This window comes from Streptomyces sp. C1-1, from assembly GCF_050214755.1.
Classification (GTDB): Bacteria; Actinomycetota; Actinomycetes; order Streptomycetales; family Streptomycetaceae; genus Streptomyces.
Map to the genome: position 1 here is coordinate 247,646 of NZ_CP189827.1, position 15,026 is coordinate 262,671.

Genomic DNA, 15,026 nt, shown 5'->3' on the forward strand with positions numbered 1-15,026 from the left:
CACGGGAGTTGAGTCGCATCACCAAATGAAGTGACGTCTCATCCGCGCAACCGCTCCGCGATCTCGACGAGGTGCCGACCTTGGTAGTTGGCAGCGTCCAGGGTCGCCTGGTCGGGCCCCTCACCACCACCGCTCGGCCAACTCGTCCCGTAGGGATTGCCGCCGGCACCGAACAGCACAGGACTGGTGTAGCCGGGGGGAACGATGACGCAACCCCAGTGGTAGAAGACGTTGTTGAGGGCCAGCAGCGTCGACTCCTGCCCGCCATGACGGTTCGTTGCCGAGGTAAAGCTCGTCACGGGCTTGTTGTGGAACACACCAGCCTGCCACAGTGCCCCGGTCGAGTCGATGAACTGCTTGAGCTGGGCCGACACGTTCCCGTACCGCGTCGGCGTGCCGAACGCATACGCCGACGCCCACTCCAGGTCCTCCAAGGTCGCCTCCGGGACCGAATCCTTCATGGCGTCAACGTGAGCTCGCCAGACCGGGTTGGCGTCTATAGCTGTGTCGGGTGCCAGCTCGGGAACACGTAGCAGACGTACTTCGGCATCTCGGCCTTCCGCGCCTTTGGCGAGGGCTTCCGCCAGCTGATGGACATTCCCGGTGGCGCTGTAGTAGATGACCGCGAGTCGTACAGCCATGGGCGAACTCCTGTTCTACTCAGTTACGGTTCTTTGACGGTGGGGGTCAGCTGTGCAGGAGGACTGCAGCATGGCCGTCACTTCTAACTCCCACCTGAATTCGGTATCCAGCAACCGACCGGAGGGCAAGCACCGTCAGAACGTGCTCGTGTCTCTGTTCGTTCGTCGTTTGTGGATCTCTCGCAAGTACGCGCCCCAGGAGGAACCACTTCTTACCTCGTGGCCCCCAGGCAGATCCATCCGCTGTGACCGAACGAACACGCGCAGTAGAGGGTGCTTCTCCCGGACGCTCATCTCCGAAGTGGTCTCCAGAGCCAATAACAGAAAGACATGTGGAGGGGCTCGCGCCTCTGGAAGGTGGGTTCCGGCGGGTCGAAGGAAAACATCTCGCTCGACGTCGGGCTGCCGGTCGTCATCTTGACGACCCGCGGGACGAAGAGTGGGAAGGATGGTCGCGTCGCAGGGAGGCGCGCCGAGGCACACCGGGCATCGGCGGTCTAGGTGGAAGTCATGCGGGACACACTCCCCCGGAAGCCAGGAGCAGGACGGCGAAAGCAAGGCTTCGAAGCCCGACGCCGTGATGTCCCCTCATGGTGACGGCAGTTGCGAAGAATGGTCATAGTGAGACGTGAGGATGAGTTACCGCCTTGCGGCGGAACAACTCGCGACGCACTCCGGCACGCTTCGCGCCCCGCGCACCAGCACGTGCACCCCAGCACCCCAGCACCCCAGCACCCGACATGGCAGGCGTGCCATCCACAGCGCGTCTACTCCACGTCGACGTGCGGTTCTTCCCTCTGCCCCTGACCAAGAAGGCGCATTATGCTCGAGCCCTACCGAGGCGCCTTCTCTGCGGACCACAGGGCGCCTGAGGCTGCATCCCCGTTCAACGGCGCCTGCGCCGACCGGTGCGCGCCGATGCAAGACGTCAGCCCGACGGTGCGGCCGGCGCAGGCACGGTCCGGTGCACATGGATCGCACTGCCGGGCCGCCGCTGCGCAGACGGGAGCACACCTAGGCGGCCCGTGCTGCTGCCCTCCTCGCCACCTCTGGAAGGTGTGGGACACATGACGAGCATGTTGAAGGATCTGTCGGGCGCCGGTGTGTCCGTGTGGCTGGACACCCTGTCACGTGGGCGGATCAAGTCGGGCAGCCTGTCGGAGCTGATCAGCAGCCGAAGCGTGGTGGGCGTCACGACGAATCCGACGATCTTCAGGGACGCGATATCGCACGGAGTGGAGTACGAGGCCCAGATGTCCGAACTCGCAGTGCGCGGCGTGTCAGCCGAGGAAGCTGTCCGGACCGTCACAGCGACGGATGTGCGCGACGCCGCCGACCTACTTCGCCCGGCCTTCCTCGTGTCCCCCGCCGGCCAGGACGGCCGCGTCTCCATCGAGGTCGATCCGCACATGGCTCATCACACCACGGCGACGATCGCCGAGGCACGTCATCTGACCTGGCTGGTGGACCGCCCGAACACCTACATCAAAATTCCCGCAACCGATGCGGGCTTGCCCGCCATCACCGAGACCATCGCCCAGGGAATCAGTGTCAACGTGACCCTGATCTTCTCCCTGGCCCGCTACCGACAGGTTGCCGAGGCCTATGTGGCAGGCCTGGAGAAGGCCCGTGCCGGCGGCTTGGACGTGTCGCAGATCTCCTCGGTGGCATCGTTCTTCGTTTCGCGTATGGACACCGAGGTCGACCGGCGCCTCGACGCCCTGGGCACCCCCGAGGCCAGAGCTCTCCGAGGCAGAGCCGCCGTGGCCAACGCCCGCCTGGCGTACGAGATCTTCGAGGAGGCCTTCTCCGGTGAGCGTTGGAACCGCCTGCACCGTGCCGGGGCGAACAAGCAGCGCCCGCTGTGGGCTTCCACGGGTGTCAAGGACAAGGCGTACGAGGCCACCAAATACGTCTCCGGACTCATCGCCCCGGATACCGTGAACACCATGCCCGAGGCGACTCTGCTCGCCGTCGAAGCACGGGAACACGCCGCAGGTCGCGACCTCCGCAGCACGTACGACGAGGCACGGGCCGACCTCGAAGCGATCGAGCACCTGGGCATCTCCTACTCCGAAGTCGTCCAGCAACTGGAGAACGAGGGCGTGGCGAAGTTCCAGGCGTCCTGGGACAGCCTTCTCACCGCAACCGAGTCCCGGCTCGAGGCCTGCACGCGCAGATTGCACACATGGCCATGAGCGATGGCACCTTTGGAACGCACCGACCCTGGCTCCAGCCCCGGGCGAGCGGCCTGCTGACATGGCTCGACAGCGCGGGCTGCCGGGGCCTCGACACCGAACTGTTCTTCCCCGCAGGGCCGAAGGGCCCCGGCCGGCGCGAGGCCGACGAAGCGAAGGCCGTGTGCCAGACATGTCCGGTCCGCCAGCAGTGCGCCAGTTGGGCGCTCGCCACAGCACAGGAGTACGGGATCTGGGGTGGAATGGACGAGGAAGAACGGGTCCGGGCCCGCAGGAGAATACTTCCCGACGCCCAGGAAAGCGGTCCCTTGGGGAAGAAGGGAATTGACTCGGTTTGAGCTCCCCACACGTCACTCACGACGAGCTGGTGCACGTGGTGCAACTCCTCGTGTCGCCCGTGCACCGGTACTCCGGAAGGCCTGCTGAGGGCCCGTCAGCAGACCCTGTCGGCGGGCTGGTGCAACACATCCGAGTACGCCGTCACCTCGGAATCGTCGGCGACCGGTACTTCGCTCAGCCGGCTCACCGGGACGCCTCCGTGACCATCATGGCGTCAGAGAATCTTCCCACACACATCGCCCCCGCAGTCGGCCTCCAGCAGACACGACGGAACATCCTGCTCCGAGGTGTCGACATCGACGCCTGCATCGATCGGATCGTGGAGCTCGACACCGGCGACGGCCCGATCGCGTTCGCAGTCAACCGCGCCGCACGGCCGTGCGCGTGGATGGACGCTGTCATCGGGCCCGGGGCGCAGCGCGCGCTGCGCGGCAAGGGCGGCGTACGGTGCACACCGCTGTCGGACGGCGTCCTCCGTGTCGGCGAAGCCGACTTCCGCGTGGTCGGACCGCGCGACCGGCGCTGAAGGCTGCCTCGTAGCCACTGATCGCCGCAGGGCGCCAGACCGTTCCCCGTGCTGGGCGTCAACGAACGGCGCGGGCGGCGAACTCAGGCTTCTGCCAGTTCAATTGCCAGTGAGACCGCGCCCCTCATGTCGAGCCAGATCGGCTCGTCGCGGCGGTCACATCAACGGCGAAGAACTCGCGGGGACAACGTCCGCCTCGGGGCCGACGGCCTCTACGGACATCACCTCAACATCCTGCCGAAGCGTTCAGTACGTACTCGCTCAGGTGCATGTCCCAGAAGCACCAAGTGTCGGCTCGAAGTCGGCGGGCCAGCCACCGTTGATCAGATCTTCGGGGTGATGCGCCCCGGCGGGCGCAGTGAGTCCGCGGGGGCTTGTCTGCTGTAGAGGTACCTCGTGTCCAGCCCCGGCACATCAGGGGTACGAGTCCCGATCCCCCTGCTATCAGGAGAACCGGCTCCGTCTGCTGCTGCGTCCACACGAACCAGCCGCCGACAGACAGCTCCAATTGCTCCCCGGGCACGAGCGGTGCTGGAGCCGTCTTCCGCGGTGAGCCTGACATCCCCATGCTGGCCGGCCAGGTGCCCCGGCCAGTCCGGCAGGTCCAGTGTCAGCGTGACGGCCGTCGCCTACTCCACGCGTCGGCCCGTCACTTCGACGGTCCGCCACCGGCGTCTCTCGCCTAGTCTCCCTGGTACCGCTGCTCTCGCCACGGGTCTCCGTAGTTGTGGTAGCCGGCACTCTCCCAGAAGCCGGGCACGTCACTGTGTCGCAGTTCGATGTCGCGCACCCACTTCGCGGACTTCCACAAGTACAGGTGCGGGACCAGCAGCCGAGCGGGGCCACCGTGTTCGGGTGCCAAGTCGCCGCCCCCGTAGCCGTAGGCGATCCACGCCTTCCCGTCGACCAGGTCAGCGAGGGGAATGTTCGTGGTGTAGCCCCCGTAGGAGGTGATCAGGACGTGCTCTGCGGCCGTCTCCACGTCCGCGAGCAGCACGTCCAGGGACACGCCCTGCCAGTTGGTGCCGAACTTCGACCACTTCGTCACACAGTGCAGGTCGACGGTCGGGGACTCGGCCGGCAGCGCCATCAGGCCCGCCCAGTCCCACACATGCCGCTTCCCGGCTTCGGTGCTCACTGTCAGCTGCCAGTCGTCTTTCCGGATGCGGGGAGTGGGCCCAGCGGACAGCACCGGGAAGCCGGTCGTCTCGTACTGCCCGGGAGGCAGCTTCGTACCCGCCGACGGCCTTCGGCCGTGGAACCCGCGCGAGATGAACGTCATGCGCGCCGTCCTTGTCAGTCCGGGGCGGCCCTTGCGGCCCCCTCGGAGGTCAGCGCCCGTAGGGAGTGACTTCTTACCTGCGGCCTCGCCACGTGTACGATCGCGGTCGCAGGGCGGCGGTGATCGCTGCGCGGACCGCAGCGGTGGCCGTTGCGTCAGCCCGCCGTGCCGAGGTGTCCACCGGCAATGAGCCGAGCCCGCAGCTTCTTACGGGCGTCGAACATCGTCTTGTAGAGCGCGTTCCGGTTCGTCTCCAACTCGCTGGCGAGTGTATCCAGGGGAACACCGTTGACGACGGCGACGAAGACCTTCCGTTGGTGGGCGCTCAGTGCTGTCGCGACTGCGTCGCGCACGGCCTCGACCAGCTCGCGTGCCTGCCAGTAGCTGACGGGGTCCACGCCCGCGCGGTCGGGCACCTGCGCCCATTCCTCCGAGTCAAAACGGGCATTTGACACGCGCCAAAAATGACGACCCAGCTTGCTGGACACTTCAAGGACGACAAACCGGTACGCCCATGTGGTGAATCTGGCTTCGCCTCGAAATTCATGGATTTTCCGCGTGATCCTCATCAGTGCGTCCGCAGCCGCCTGATGGGCGAGATCATCCAGTTCGGGCCCGGAAATTCGATAACGTGAACCTCGGCGGAACACCTCGTCCATGGCAATCCGCACCAGCAATTCGTGCAGTCGCTTGCAGGCCTGCTGGTACTGAGGCCCACAGCCGTCCTCCAGCGCGTCCACCCAGGCAGCGGACTCCGGGTCGAGTTGGCGTCGCTCCGTGGTGGGCCTGGCTGCCGGAGCGCCGCCGTTGGTTCCTGCGAGTCCGCTTGAAGCCGTACGGCACGTTTTTCTGACATCCGTAGAATTCATGGCCTTCAATCCCCAAATCATCTCGTACGAACGAGACAATCACGGGACAATCTACAGACCGTCTACGCGAAGTCGCTGTTCTCACTCTCGCCCTGTGCGCGTTCCTGGATTTTACCGACAGGAGTTCCCGCTTATCTCAGCGCGCGAGGCACGTGCGGCGTTGAGTGCACTGGTGGGCAGGCACCCGAAGGGCCGTCCCGACGGGCGACCCGGCTGGAACTCGGCTGGTCCCGGACGGGCTCTTCGAGCAGTTCACGGCGCCGTACCGGTCGCTGAGGTAAGGAATCCCCGCTCGATGCAGCTAATGGTGGACGAGCCAGCGGTCCGGCCGCGCTGCGTCCGGGCCCCTGCACGGCTGCCACGACCACGCGAAGGCGCGGACCTTGGCTGTCCGGGCCGGTCCAGCACCGGAGGTCGGTGGTTTCCGGGCCACAGAAGGGAATTGCAGCGTGTTAGCGGCAAGGGAGTATGCCGTGTTGGCGGGCGGATGCTTCTGGGGCGTGCAGGAGCTGTTCCGCCGGTTTCCCGGTGTCGTGGACACCCGTGTCGGCTACACCGGTGGCGAGGTGGTGCAACCGACGTACCGGAACCACGGGAACCACGCGGAAGCAGCTGAAGTCACCTACGATCCGACCGGAACGGACTACCGCAGCATCCTGGAGTTCTTCTTCCAGATCCACGATCCCACCACGATGAACCGGCAGGGCGACGATGTCGGCATCAGCTTCAGGTCCGCCATCTTCTACCTCGACGAGGAGCAGCGACGCACCGCACGGGCGGTGATCACGGACTGCGACGCGTCTGGATCGTGGCCGGGGAAACTGGTCACCGAGGTTGTCCCGTCCGGCACGTTCTGGGAGGCGGAACCTGAGCATCAGTACTACCTTCAGCGCCATCCTGACGCGCACATGAGCCACTACGTCCGGCTGGACTGGAAGGTGCCCCGACCACCGGCCTGACCCGCCGGCGCCTGCCGCACCATGGTGCGGCAGGCGCCGGCGGGCGGAGGCACGCTCACCTCAGGAAATCCTGCAGCTCCCGCTCCAGAACCGGCTTGGGCCTGGCCCCGATGACCGTCTTGACGACCTTGCCGTCCCGGTAGACGTTGAGCGTGGGGATGGAGCTGACGCCGTACTGCTCGGCGGTGAGCGGGTTTTCATCGACGTTCAGCTGGACAATCGTGATCTTGTCGCCGTGCTCGGCGGCGAGCGCCTCGAGGACCGGCGCCACAAGGCGGCACGGACCGCACCACTCGGCCCAGAAGTCGACGAGCACAGGCTTGCCGCTCGTGAGCACCTCGCCTGCGAAGGTCTCGTCGGTCACGCTTTTCAGACTGCCTGCCATGCGGGCTCCTTCGTGCGCTGTCGGCATGGATCGATGCCTTGGGGCGGACCCGCCCGGCCCAGTTGTCAGATGGCTGTCCCGGGCAGAGCGTGAGAATGCTTCTAGTTGCGGCCGGCCATGACCCCGCCGTCGACGTTGAGAATGGCTCCCGTGATCCAGCTCGAGGCGTCCGAGAGGAGGAAGACGATCGCCGAGGCCAGGTCCTGGGGAGTGCCGACCCGGCCGAGCGGGTGCAGGCCGCTCAACTGGTCCATCGCAGCGTCCAGTTGCTCTGCGGGGAAGACCTTCTCAAACAGCGGCGTCCTGGTCACGGCCGGAGCCACGGCATTCACCCGGATGCCCTCGCCGGCGAGCTCGATAGCCAGGTTGTGGGTGAGGGCGTGCAGGCCCGCCTTGGCCATCGAGTAAGCCGACGACGGCGTCACAGCGAGGGCCTGGTGCGCCCACATGCTGCCCACGTTCACGATGGCGCCGCCCTGGCCGTAGGCGATCATGCCCCGGACGATGGTCTGAATCAGGAAGAAGGACGCCCGGTTGAGGTCGTGGTAGGCGTCGTAGTCCGCGACCTCGTAGTCGAGGAAGGGCTTGGGCTGGAAGAATCCCGCGGCATTGACGAGGAGCGTAGCGTCGGGATGGTCCTCCGCCAGCTGCTTCTGTGCCTCGACGACCTGGTCCTGGTCGGCCAGGTCAGCCTCGACCGACCAGGCGCTGCCGGAGCGGGACAGCGCCGCCACCGCGTCGTCGAGCTTCTGGCCAGCGCGGCCGATGATCACCGCGCTGCCGCCTCCGGCGATCACGTTCTGGGCGGTCTCAAGGCCCATGCCGCTGGCGCCGCCGATCACGACGAGTTTCCTGCCTTCGAAGTCCGTGGCCACGGGAATCACTCTCCATTGAATGGTGAACGAACACTCCTTGCTGTGATGCGACGCTTCCACGGCAGGGTCTACAACAGCTCTACAAGGCCTCTACAACGCCACCCACACCAGGTCGTGCGAGGGTTTCCTTCCCTCCGGGTTCAGATGAAGGTCAGGCGCCGACGGGATACCTGCTGGTGATGGCGGCGCGGTTGAACGCGTTCATCGGGAAGCCTTCGTGGATACGCCGACCTTCAGGCCGGAGAGGAAACGAAGCTCCTGCGGAGCAGGGCAGGGAAAGGCGAATCGCCTCCGGGGCGATTCGGCGTCTGCGGCCACCGGCCGACACCCGCGGCCCACACGGGACCTGATAGAACGTGAGTCATCGCAGCAGGTCAAGCGGGCTTTCAAGTACCGCTTCAACCCCACCGGCGAGCAGGCAGCACAGCTGTCGCGCACGTTCGGCTGCGTCCGCCTCGTCTACAACAAGGCACTCGAAGAACGCACCGCCGCCTGGTACGGCGAGCAGCGCCGCATCTCCTACGCCCAGTCGTCCGCCGCACTCACACAGTGGAGGAAGGCGGAGGAACTCGCCTTTCTGAGGGAGGTATCGTCGGTTCCGCTTCAGCAGGCGCTGCGGTGACGGCTTCAAGCGCATGGAAGCGTGCGCCGGTGAACGCCGGCACCGAATTCCGGTCGGTCACGTCTGTGCTTGCCGGTTCCGACAGGGCCATCGAGGTGGATATCGCACCGGAGGCCTCGATGATCGGGAGCTAGGTGCCCGCAGCCGCCGGCGGCGGCATCGTCTCCGCAAGCCCGGGGGCATGGTGACGGCGCCTGCTCGCCCTACCAACCGGCCAGTTCGCCCTGGTCGAGGAGCCCCTCCCGCGCCTGCTCCGCTGCGTAGGCCGCCACGAGACGGTTCCAGCTGTACCGGCCCGGGCCGACCTCCGAGACGAGGTGGGCCCGTATGAGGCGCGACAGGACCTTGCGGACCCGACACTCGGGTCGCCCAGCCAGGTCCGCGACCTGCGATGCCGCGAACAGAGGGTCCGGGCAGGCGCTCAGGTCGCGGAAGAGCGCGGCCGTCTCCGTATCGAGCAGGCGGTACGAGCGAGTGAGGGACGCGCGGACGTCGAGCGCTTGGTCCTCCTCGCTCGCGAACGCGTCAAGTGTTCTGTGTTCCGGCGCCTCGTACTCGTTGGCCAGGCTCGCCAGGCGCAGCTGCGGTCGGTAGGCGGCGCGGGCGGCGACGTTGGCCAGGGCCAGCGGGAGCTGCCCAGCCAGCCGGACGATGCGGTCGACGGCCTCTGGTTCGGCCGCCGTCCTCGCCGCGCCCAGCCGGCGGGCCAGCAGACTGCGTGCGTCCGCCTGACTCAGGGGCATGAGCGTCAGGGGAAGCGCCTGGTAGGCGGCGACGAGCGCGTGCAGTTGCATGCGACTGGTGACGAGGGCCATGGAGCCCGGCCCGCCCGGCAGGAGATGCTTGACCTGGTCTGTGTTCCGTGCGTTGTCGAGCACGACGAGCACGCGACGGTTGGCCAGCAGACCGCGGAACATGAGCCCTCGTGCCTGTGTCGTCTCGGGCATGTCCTCGAGGCGCACTCCCAAGGACTGCAGAAATTGCTCGAGCACGTGCGCGGGGGCCCGCGGCTCGACCTCCGGTCCGGCTCCCTGCAGGTCGGCGAAGAGCTGTCCGTCCGGGAAGCGGTCGGCCAGACGGTGCGCGACGGTGGTGGCGAAGGCTGTCTTGCCGACGCCGGCCAGTCCGCCGATCGTGCAGAGGGCCACGGAGGACGACGCTTCTGCATCGGCGACCAACCGCTCGACCTGCTCTTGCTCCCTCTCGCGGCCGACGAGGCTCGGCAGGGCGGCCGGGAGCTGGGCGGGAGCGTGGGGCGAGGGTGCGCGCGGCGCGCTCTTCGGGACGTTGGTGGTTTGCGTGAGCTCGAGTCGTCCGGACAGGATGCGCTCGTGGACCTGCTGCAGTTCCGGCGACGGGCTGACACCGAGGCGTTGACGCAGCAGGTGGCTGGTCGTGTGGTAGATCGTCAGGGCCTCGGACTGCCGCCCGGCACCGTAGAGCGCCGTCATGAGAAGGCCGCATACGCGCTCTCGAAGCGGGTGCTCAACCAGCAGGGCGGACAGTTCTGCTGCGGCTTCGGCGTAACGCCCTCGCTCCACCTCGCAGGCGAGCTGCTCCTCGGCACAGGCGAGACGCAGCTCGCCGAGGACGCTGCGCTGCTGGTCCGCGAACGGCCCCGGGACACCGGCGAGGGCCACTCCTTTCCACATCTCGAGGCCCTTGGTCAGCAGGCTTGTTGCGGACGCCAGGTCGCCGGTGCTACGCGCCTCTCGCGCCATTGCCGCGGTCTCCTTGAACCTGTTCAGGTCCAGAGCGTCCGGTTGGATGTGCAGCCGGTAGCCGCCGTCGACCAGGTGTACGGAGCTGTCGCTCTGCTCTCCCAGTGCCTGTCTGAGCCTGTAGATGTAGGTGCGCACGGAGCCTATGGCCGACGGTGGGGCTTCGTCCCCCCACACGTCATCTACCAATTTCGAGAGGCTGACAGGTCGGCCGGCCCTGAGCAACAGCGAAGCAAGCACTGCGCACTGCCTCGGCTGACCAGCTCCGGCCTCGACCCCCTGCCTGTGTAGCCGGACCGGGCCGAGAACTGAGAACTGGACTCCCACATACATCGTGCCTACCGCCCTGGGATCCTTGTGAGGCTTCGCTGCTCGGCCGTCCACATGGGACCGCCGTCCCCCAACGTACCCCAGGTTCGTCAAATTTTCAGGACTAAATAGTCCTCTATTTATCGAAGCGATGCGTCTTTCGCGCAGAAGGCTGACGTGCTTCGGTGATAGCTGAGCCGCGTGTGAACACTGAGACGCGCGGACGAACGTGTTCGCCGACGCCGTCACCCCTCCGGCACCCGCCAGGAGGACGGTGAAGTCCAGCAGATGAAGGGACTGAACTGCGGTGCGAGCATTCCGGGCGCCGCATCGGAAAATCCCGCTCCGGCCGTACCTGCCTCCGGACGCTCAGCGCCCTACCGCTTCCCCTTCCGACACATCCGCATCGTCGTCCTCAGCGGGCAGGACATAAGTCCTGACATGGGCGATCGCCATGTCGAGGGCGATCTTCATGGGTTTGACGTCCTGAGCGGTCTGCGCGAGTAGGTACCCACCTTGAAGGGCGGCCATGAGACCGGTGGCGAGCTCTTTGGCGTCCGCATCGGCGCGGAGGACTCCCGAGTCCTTCATCCGCACCAGTCCGGCCTCGAGGAGCCCCTCCCAGGTGGCGAAGTGCCGGGCGATGACCTTGCGGGCCTCTTCGTCCTGATCGGCCAGCTCGCTGGCAAGGGAGCCGAGGGGGCAGCCGTACGCCCCGTTTCGGAGCGCGTTGCGCTCCACCACCGCATCCCGCCAGCGCTCCAGCCCGCGGAAGGAATTGAGCCGTCGCAGTAGCTGCTGATGGCGATCGAGCACTTCCGCAGCCTGCAACGCGACAACGTCCCGCACCAGCGCATCCTTGTCGGGATAGTGGCGGTAGAGCTGGGATTTGCTCGTTCCGCTGGCAGCCCTGACGTCGTCGAGGGTCGTGAGGGAGACGCCCTTGACGTACATCATGTCGCTGGCGGCCCTCAAGATGCGCTCTCGAGTTGCCCGCCCGCGCTCGGTCAGCCGGGAGCTGTTCTTGTCGCGTGCCTGTTCCGCCACATTGGCCAGATTACCGCTGCGGACCGTAGCACGTTCCAGAAAGGACCTCAAGGTCCCTTTTTGATTTCCAGCCCTCGACTCGGCCGCCCGCGTCGGCCGCTGCACTCGTTCGACACCGCAAGGAAGGGGTGGCTGATCACGGCCGGGGCGCGGATCAGGGGTGCCGGTCAGGTCTCGCAGGTCCTTGATGACCGCATCGGCGCCATGCGCGTACAACACGTCCGCCCGGCCAGTCCTGGCGACACCGACCACCCATCCGAAGTGACCCGATCGTCCTGCGCGCATGCCTGCCTGCGTGTTTCTCGAAGGCCGCGCGCTGTGCAGGGTGCTGGCCCAGGTCGCGAGCAGCCGTCAGGAATGTGTCGGGGTGGGGCTTGCCGCACCTTCGGCGCTCGGCCGGCCGTCGAAGAATTCGTCGTATCCGGCGTCCGCGGCAAACGCGCGGACCCCCTCGCCCTCGGTGCTGTTCCAGCAACGTGTCGAACGCCTCCTTCCACGCGGCGGCGTGCAGGAAGGTTGCGTCGGTGATCACGCTGTCGAAATCGAAGCGACAGGCCCGTATCACGGCAGGCAGGCCAAGCGTCACAGAGTCGTCTTTCTCTCAAGCTCCGAAGCTCCGTTAGAGCAGCCAGTGTTGCCGGCCGCGCCACCGCCGCGGAACACCTGTAGACCGGATCCACGAACCGGCGTCTACTGCTCTGTCTGTTGGCCGTCGTCGGCATCTCACCCCTGGCGAAGCTCGGCCGACCGACACGAAGTGGACAAGCCGTAGACGTACTGGCACTCAAGGGACGCGCTGGTATTCACCTCCCAGCGACACTGCGGCCGACGTCGACCGGTACAGAGACCGGACGGTAAGAACAAGCTGTGGAAGGGCGCTGACAAAAGTGCGCGCGGGCACGGGCAGGTCCGTGCCCGACTCTCCCACCGGTCGAGGCCGGTGGCCCTTCGAAAGGAAGCCGATGGAGGACGACGCCTTGGCCGCAAGGGCTGCCCGCCTGGGATGTGCCACGCTTGTCGACGCCGTGGGCCGGGTCCACGGCCACCGGGCCCACATTCCCGCCATGTCGAGCCCCGACCCGCTTCGCCCCCTCTTCGGGCCCGTGGCCACCATCTCCTTTCTGCCCTTCCGCGAGGACCTGGCGGGAACGGTCCGCGACTTCAAGCATTACTTCTACGGGGCGCTCGGGCAGAGGCCTGCCGCGGGCCAAGTACTCGTGCTCTCCAGCGGCGGCTATCCCGAGGTATCGCACGGCGGGGGAACCAAGTTGGCCAGGGCGGACAGCGCCGGCCTCGCCGGCGTCCTGGCCGACGGCCGACTGCGGGACTTCGACCAGCTGCGCGAATACAGCTTCGCCACCTGGTGCACCGGAGAAGCGGTCCGCTGGGGCGGCGACACGATCATGCCCCACGCGTACGGAGTGGCCGTTGAGGTCTGCGGCGTGTGCGTGAACCCCGGCGACTACATCCACATGGACAGCGCCGGCGGTGTCGTGATCCCTCCAGCGAGCCTGCATCATGTCCTCGCCATCGCGAAGGACATCTCAGCCGAGGAGGCCGAGGCAGCCAGAACCATCAGGTTCGAGAACGAGCCAGCCGGATGAGGTGCACGCAGGGCCGCATGCTCGCCGGGGCCGCACGCCGCTGCTCTGTCGGACGGACGCCGTACAGGCGGGCATGGCTCTCGGGGGTCGGTCGCGATGGCGGGCGTTAGGCCGACTTCTCGTCGCCCACCATCCCTTTGCCGTGTCCCTTGCTCGGCCCCACCGGCACCTGCCCGCAGAGGCTCCGAGCGCTTCAGAAAACACGAGGTTGGTCATGACGCAGACATCACACCGGTTTCCGCACATCGTGGTGCACACCCCGGCGCTGGACGGCTCCCGCCGGGTTACCGACGGTGACGTGCTCCTGGGAGTCGCCTCCCATCTGGACGACGTCATCGAGATTCTCCGACTTGCCGACCTCGATCAAATCGAAGTCGAGGAGAGTGAACACATCGAGTGGCAGGGAGGTGGGCCGGACCAATGGCCGGGACTTTCCGAACACCCGCAGGATGACCGGGGCGCTGCCGGGCTCTGGCATGTCTTGAAGCCTGGGAGGCCGGTTCGAGCCGGCCGATCTTGACCAGGGTGCAGCCGTACCGCTCGCAGTCCCGTCCGACGGCACGAAGATCGACTCCCCGCGCTTTTTGCGGCGCGCGGAGAGAAGAAGCTGAAGAAAGCCCAAAAGGAACTGTCCCGCAAGTGCGTACGGTCACCGCTTTCCCCAGCCGACTCATGATCTCCGAAGCGCGCGGATGTGGAAGAGCAGGTCCCCCGGTGTCGACACCGCTCGGTGCACCGGGCCGTTCAGCTCACGCGACGAATGCAGTTGCGCCGGGCGGAGCTCGGCGAACAACCGGTCCCACGCCTGTGAGCCGATAGCGGTGACGCAGCTGAGCCTGCTCTCGGGTTCGGCTCGGAAGCCCACAGACCGTTGCAGGAAGCTCAGGTCGGACAGTAGGTTGCGGGTCACGGCTTCCCCGCCGGGGTCGATCGTGACGACGAGGAAGATCGCCGCACTGGTGAGAGGGCACAGAACCGTCTGGGGCGGCGGTGCCGACATCTCATCAGCCATGTGCCCTCCCTCTTCCAACAGTTGCCAGCCACTCACTGCCGGCCCTGCCCACGGCCCGCATGCGCGGCCGCCACGGACTCTGGTGGAGGTCCCGCGGCGATGCCGAGCCTCGTAGAGGCTGGTTGGTGATCGGTGTTCGAAGTGCGGCCACAGCGATGGGGTGCCAGGGAGACCGCACTTCCTCCAGCAACGTCTCCAGCATTCACTGGTATCGGCCCTCGAAGTGGCTCCCGCTTCGCAGATCCGAGAACCGGAGGCCGACAGCCTCTCCCCCCTCCACCATCCAGCACAGGTCGTAGGAGGCCCGATAGGACGGCGGCCAGAACGAGCAGAAGTGGCCGGTGTCGTCGAGGGACCACGTTCCTTCGGTCTCCCGTCCGCCTTCGATGTAGCGAGTGGTGCCGTCGGAGTCGAAGGTCTGTGTCGCTCCGTCGGTGTAGACGAGACGTCTGGTAGTGAGAGCGCCGGGAATCTCCTCGGCCGGTACAGGTGCGCCGTCTTCGGCTGATACTCCGTTGAGCTTCCTGTTCACTTCGGGGACCTCCCGTGGGCCCAATCCGGGTTTGCGAGCTGTGGCGGTTCGGGGCGCAGGTGTCTGCGCGGACGGGTAACAGCGGAACGGAGCTGGCGTTCTGAC

General features: G+C 66.6%; 14 protein-coding genes and 3 pseudogenes. 7 read left to right on the forward strand and 10 right to left on the reverse strand.

Annotated elements, in window-relative coordinates; genetic code table 11:
- Positions 1-38: 38 nt before the first annotated feature.
- Entirely contained in the window at positions 39-641 is a 603-nt protein-coding gene (gene wrbA / locus ACQF4J_RS47480; protein WP_427168878.1) for an NAD(P)H:quinone oxidoreductase, read from the reverse strand.
- Positions 642-1,708: 1,067 nt separating this feature from the next.
- Here wrbA and tal point away from each other — a divergent pair.
- The 3 genes from tal to ACQF4J_RS47495 are packed head-to-tail and all read left to right on the forward strand — an operon-like array spanning position 1,709 to position 3,704.
- The gene (gene tal, locus ACQF4J_RS47485; RefSeq protein ID WP_427169009.1) at positions 1,709-2,839 is read left to right on the forward strand and encodes a transaldolase; all 1,131 of its coding nucleotides are present in this window, start codon (positions 1,709-1,711) and stop codon (positions 2,837-2,839) included.
- Positions 2,830-3,177, forward strand: coding sequence for a WhiB family transcriptional regulator (locus ACQF4J_RS47490; RefSeq protein ID WP_427168879.1), 348 nt, complete (start codon positions 2,830-2,832; stop codon positions 3,175-3,177). The genes tal and ACQF4J_RS47490 overlap by 10 nt, the downstream gene beginning before the upstream one ends.
- 26 nt (positions 3,178-3,203) lie before the next feature.
- On the forward strand, positions 3,204-3,704 hold the full coding sequence (locus tag ACQF4J_RS47495; RefSeq protein WP_427169010.1) for a molybdenum cofactor biosysynthesis protein: 501 nt from the start codon (positions 3,204-3,206) through the stop codon (positions 3,702-3,704).
- 221 nt (positions 3,705-3,925) lie between these two features.
- Here the strand turns inward: ACQF4J_RS47495 and ACQF4J_RS47500 are convergent.
- The 3 genes and pseudogenes from ACQF4J_RS47500 to ACQF4J_RS47510 form a co-directional block, all read right to left on the reverse strand.
- Positions 3,926-4,318: pseudogene (locus ACQF4J_RS47500) on the reverse strand (hypothetical protein).
- A 68-nt stretch (positions 4,319-4,386) separates the two neighbouring features.
- A complete protein-coding gene (locus ACQF4J_RS47505; RefSeq protein WP_427168880.1) occupies positions 4,387-4,986 on the reverse strand; it encodes a molybdopterin-dependent oxidoreductase in 600 nt (199 codons plus the stop codon).
- A 155-nt stretch (positions 4,987-5,141) separates the two neighbouring features.
- A complete protein-coding gene (locus tag ACQF4J_RS47510) occupies positions 5,142-5,726 on the reverse strand; it encodes a sigma-70 family RNA polymerase sigma factor (RefSeq protein WP_427168881.1) in 585 nt (194 codons plus the stop codon).
- Between the two features lie 578 nt (positions 5,727-6,304).
- Between ACQF4J_RS47510 and msrA the strand changes: the two genes are divergently transcribed.
- On the forward strand, positions 6,305-6,814 hold the full coding sequence (msrA, locus tag ACQF4J_RS47515) for a peptide-methionine (S)-S-oxide reductase MsrA (protein ID WP_427169011.1): 510 nt from the start codon (positions 6,305-6,307) through the stop codon (positions 6,812-6,814).
- A gap of 55 nt (positions 6,815-6,869) precedes the next feature.
- On the opposite strand, the gene trxA is transcribed toward msrA, so the two are convergent.
- The gene (gene trxA, locus ACQF4J_RS47520) at positions 6,870-7,199 is read right to left on the reverse strand and encodes a thioredoxin (protein WP_427168882.1); all 330 of its coding nucleotides are present in this window, start codon (positions 7,197-7,199) and stop codon (positions 6,870-6,872) included.
- A 101-nt stretch (positions 7,200-7,300) separates the two neighbouring features.
- Entirely contained in the window at positions 7,301-8,074 is a 774-nt protein-coding gene (locus ACQF4J_RS47525) for an SDR family NAD(P)-dependent oxidoreductase (RefSeq protein WP_427168883.1), read from the reverse strand.
- A 349-nt stretch (positions 8,075-8,423) separates the two neighbouring features.
- Here ACQF4J_RS47525 and ACQF4J_RS47530 point away from each other — a divergent pair.
- Positions 8,424-8,693: pseudogene (locus tag ACQF4J_RS47530) on the forward strand (helix-turn-helix domain-containing protein); the annotation flags it as partial.
- Between the two features lie 206 nt (positions 8,694-8,899).
- On the opposite strand, the gene ACQF4J_RS47535 reads toward ACQF4J_RS47530, so the two are convergent.
- Together ACQF4J_RS47535 and ACQF4J_RS47540 are read right to left on the reverse strand one after the other, a co-directional pair.
- A complete protein-coding gene (locus tag ACQF4J_RS47535) occupies positions 8,900-10,750 on the reverse strand; it encodes a BTAD domain-containing putative transcriptional regulator (protein ID WP_427168884.1) in 1,851 nt (616 codons plus the stop codon).
- A 345-nt stretch (positions 10,751-11,095) separates the two neighbouring features.
- Positions 11,096-12,058, reverse strand: a complete 963-nt coding sequence (locus ACQF4J_RS47540; RefSeq protein ID WP_427168885.1) for a TetR/AcrR family transcriptional regulator — start codon at positions 12,056-12,058, stop codon at positions 11,096-11,098.
- A 677-nt stretch (positions 12,059-12,735) separates the two neighbouring features.
- On the opposite strand from ACQF4J_RS47540, the gene ACQF4J_RS47545 reads away from it, so the two are divergent.
- Together ACQF4J_RS47545 and ACQF4J_RS47550 are read left to right on the forward strand one after the other, a co-directional pair.
- Positions 12,736-13,377 (forward strand): RraA family protein, encoded by a 642-nt coding sequence (locus ACQF4J_RS47545; RefSeq protein WP_427168886.1) that lies wholly within the window; start codon positions 12,736-12,738, stop codon positions 13,375-13,377.
- 214 nt (positions 13,378-13,591) lie between these two features.
- Positions 13,592-13,897, forward strand: coding sequence for a hypothetical protein (locus tag ACQF4J_RS47550; protein WP_427168887.1), 306 nt, complete (start codon positions 13,592-13,594; stop codon positions 13,895-13,897).
- Positions 13,898-14,056: 159 nt separating this feature from the next.
- Here ACQF4J_RS47550 and ACQF4J_RS47555 read toward each other — a convergent pair.
- Positions 14,057-14,377: pseudogene (locus tag ACQF4J_RS47555) on the reverse strand (Dyp-type peroxidase domain-containing protein); the annotation flags it as partial.
- Positions 14,378-14,591: 214 nt separating this feature from the next.
- Positions 14,592-14,921 carry a hypothetical protein gene (locus tag ACQF4J_RS47560; RefSeq protein ID WP_427168888.1) on the reverse strand — a complete coding sequence of 110 codons (330 nt, stop codon included), beginning with the start codon at positions 14,919-14,921 and terminating at the stop codon, positions 14,592-14,594.
- Positions 14,922-15,026 lie beyond the last annotated feature (105 nt).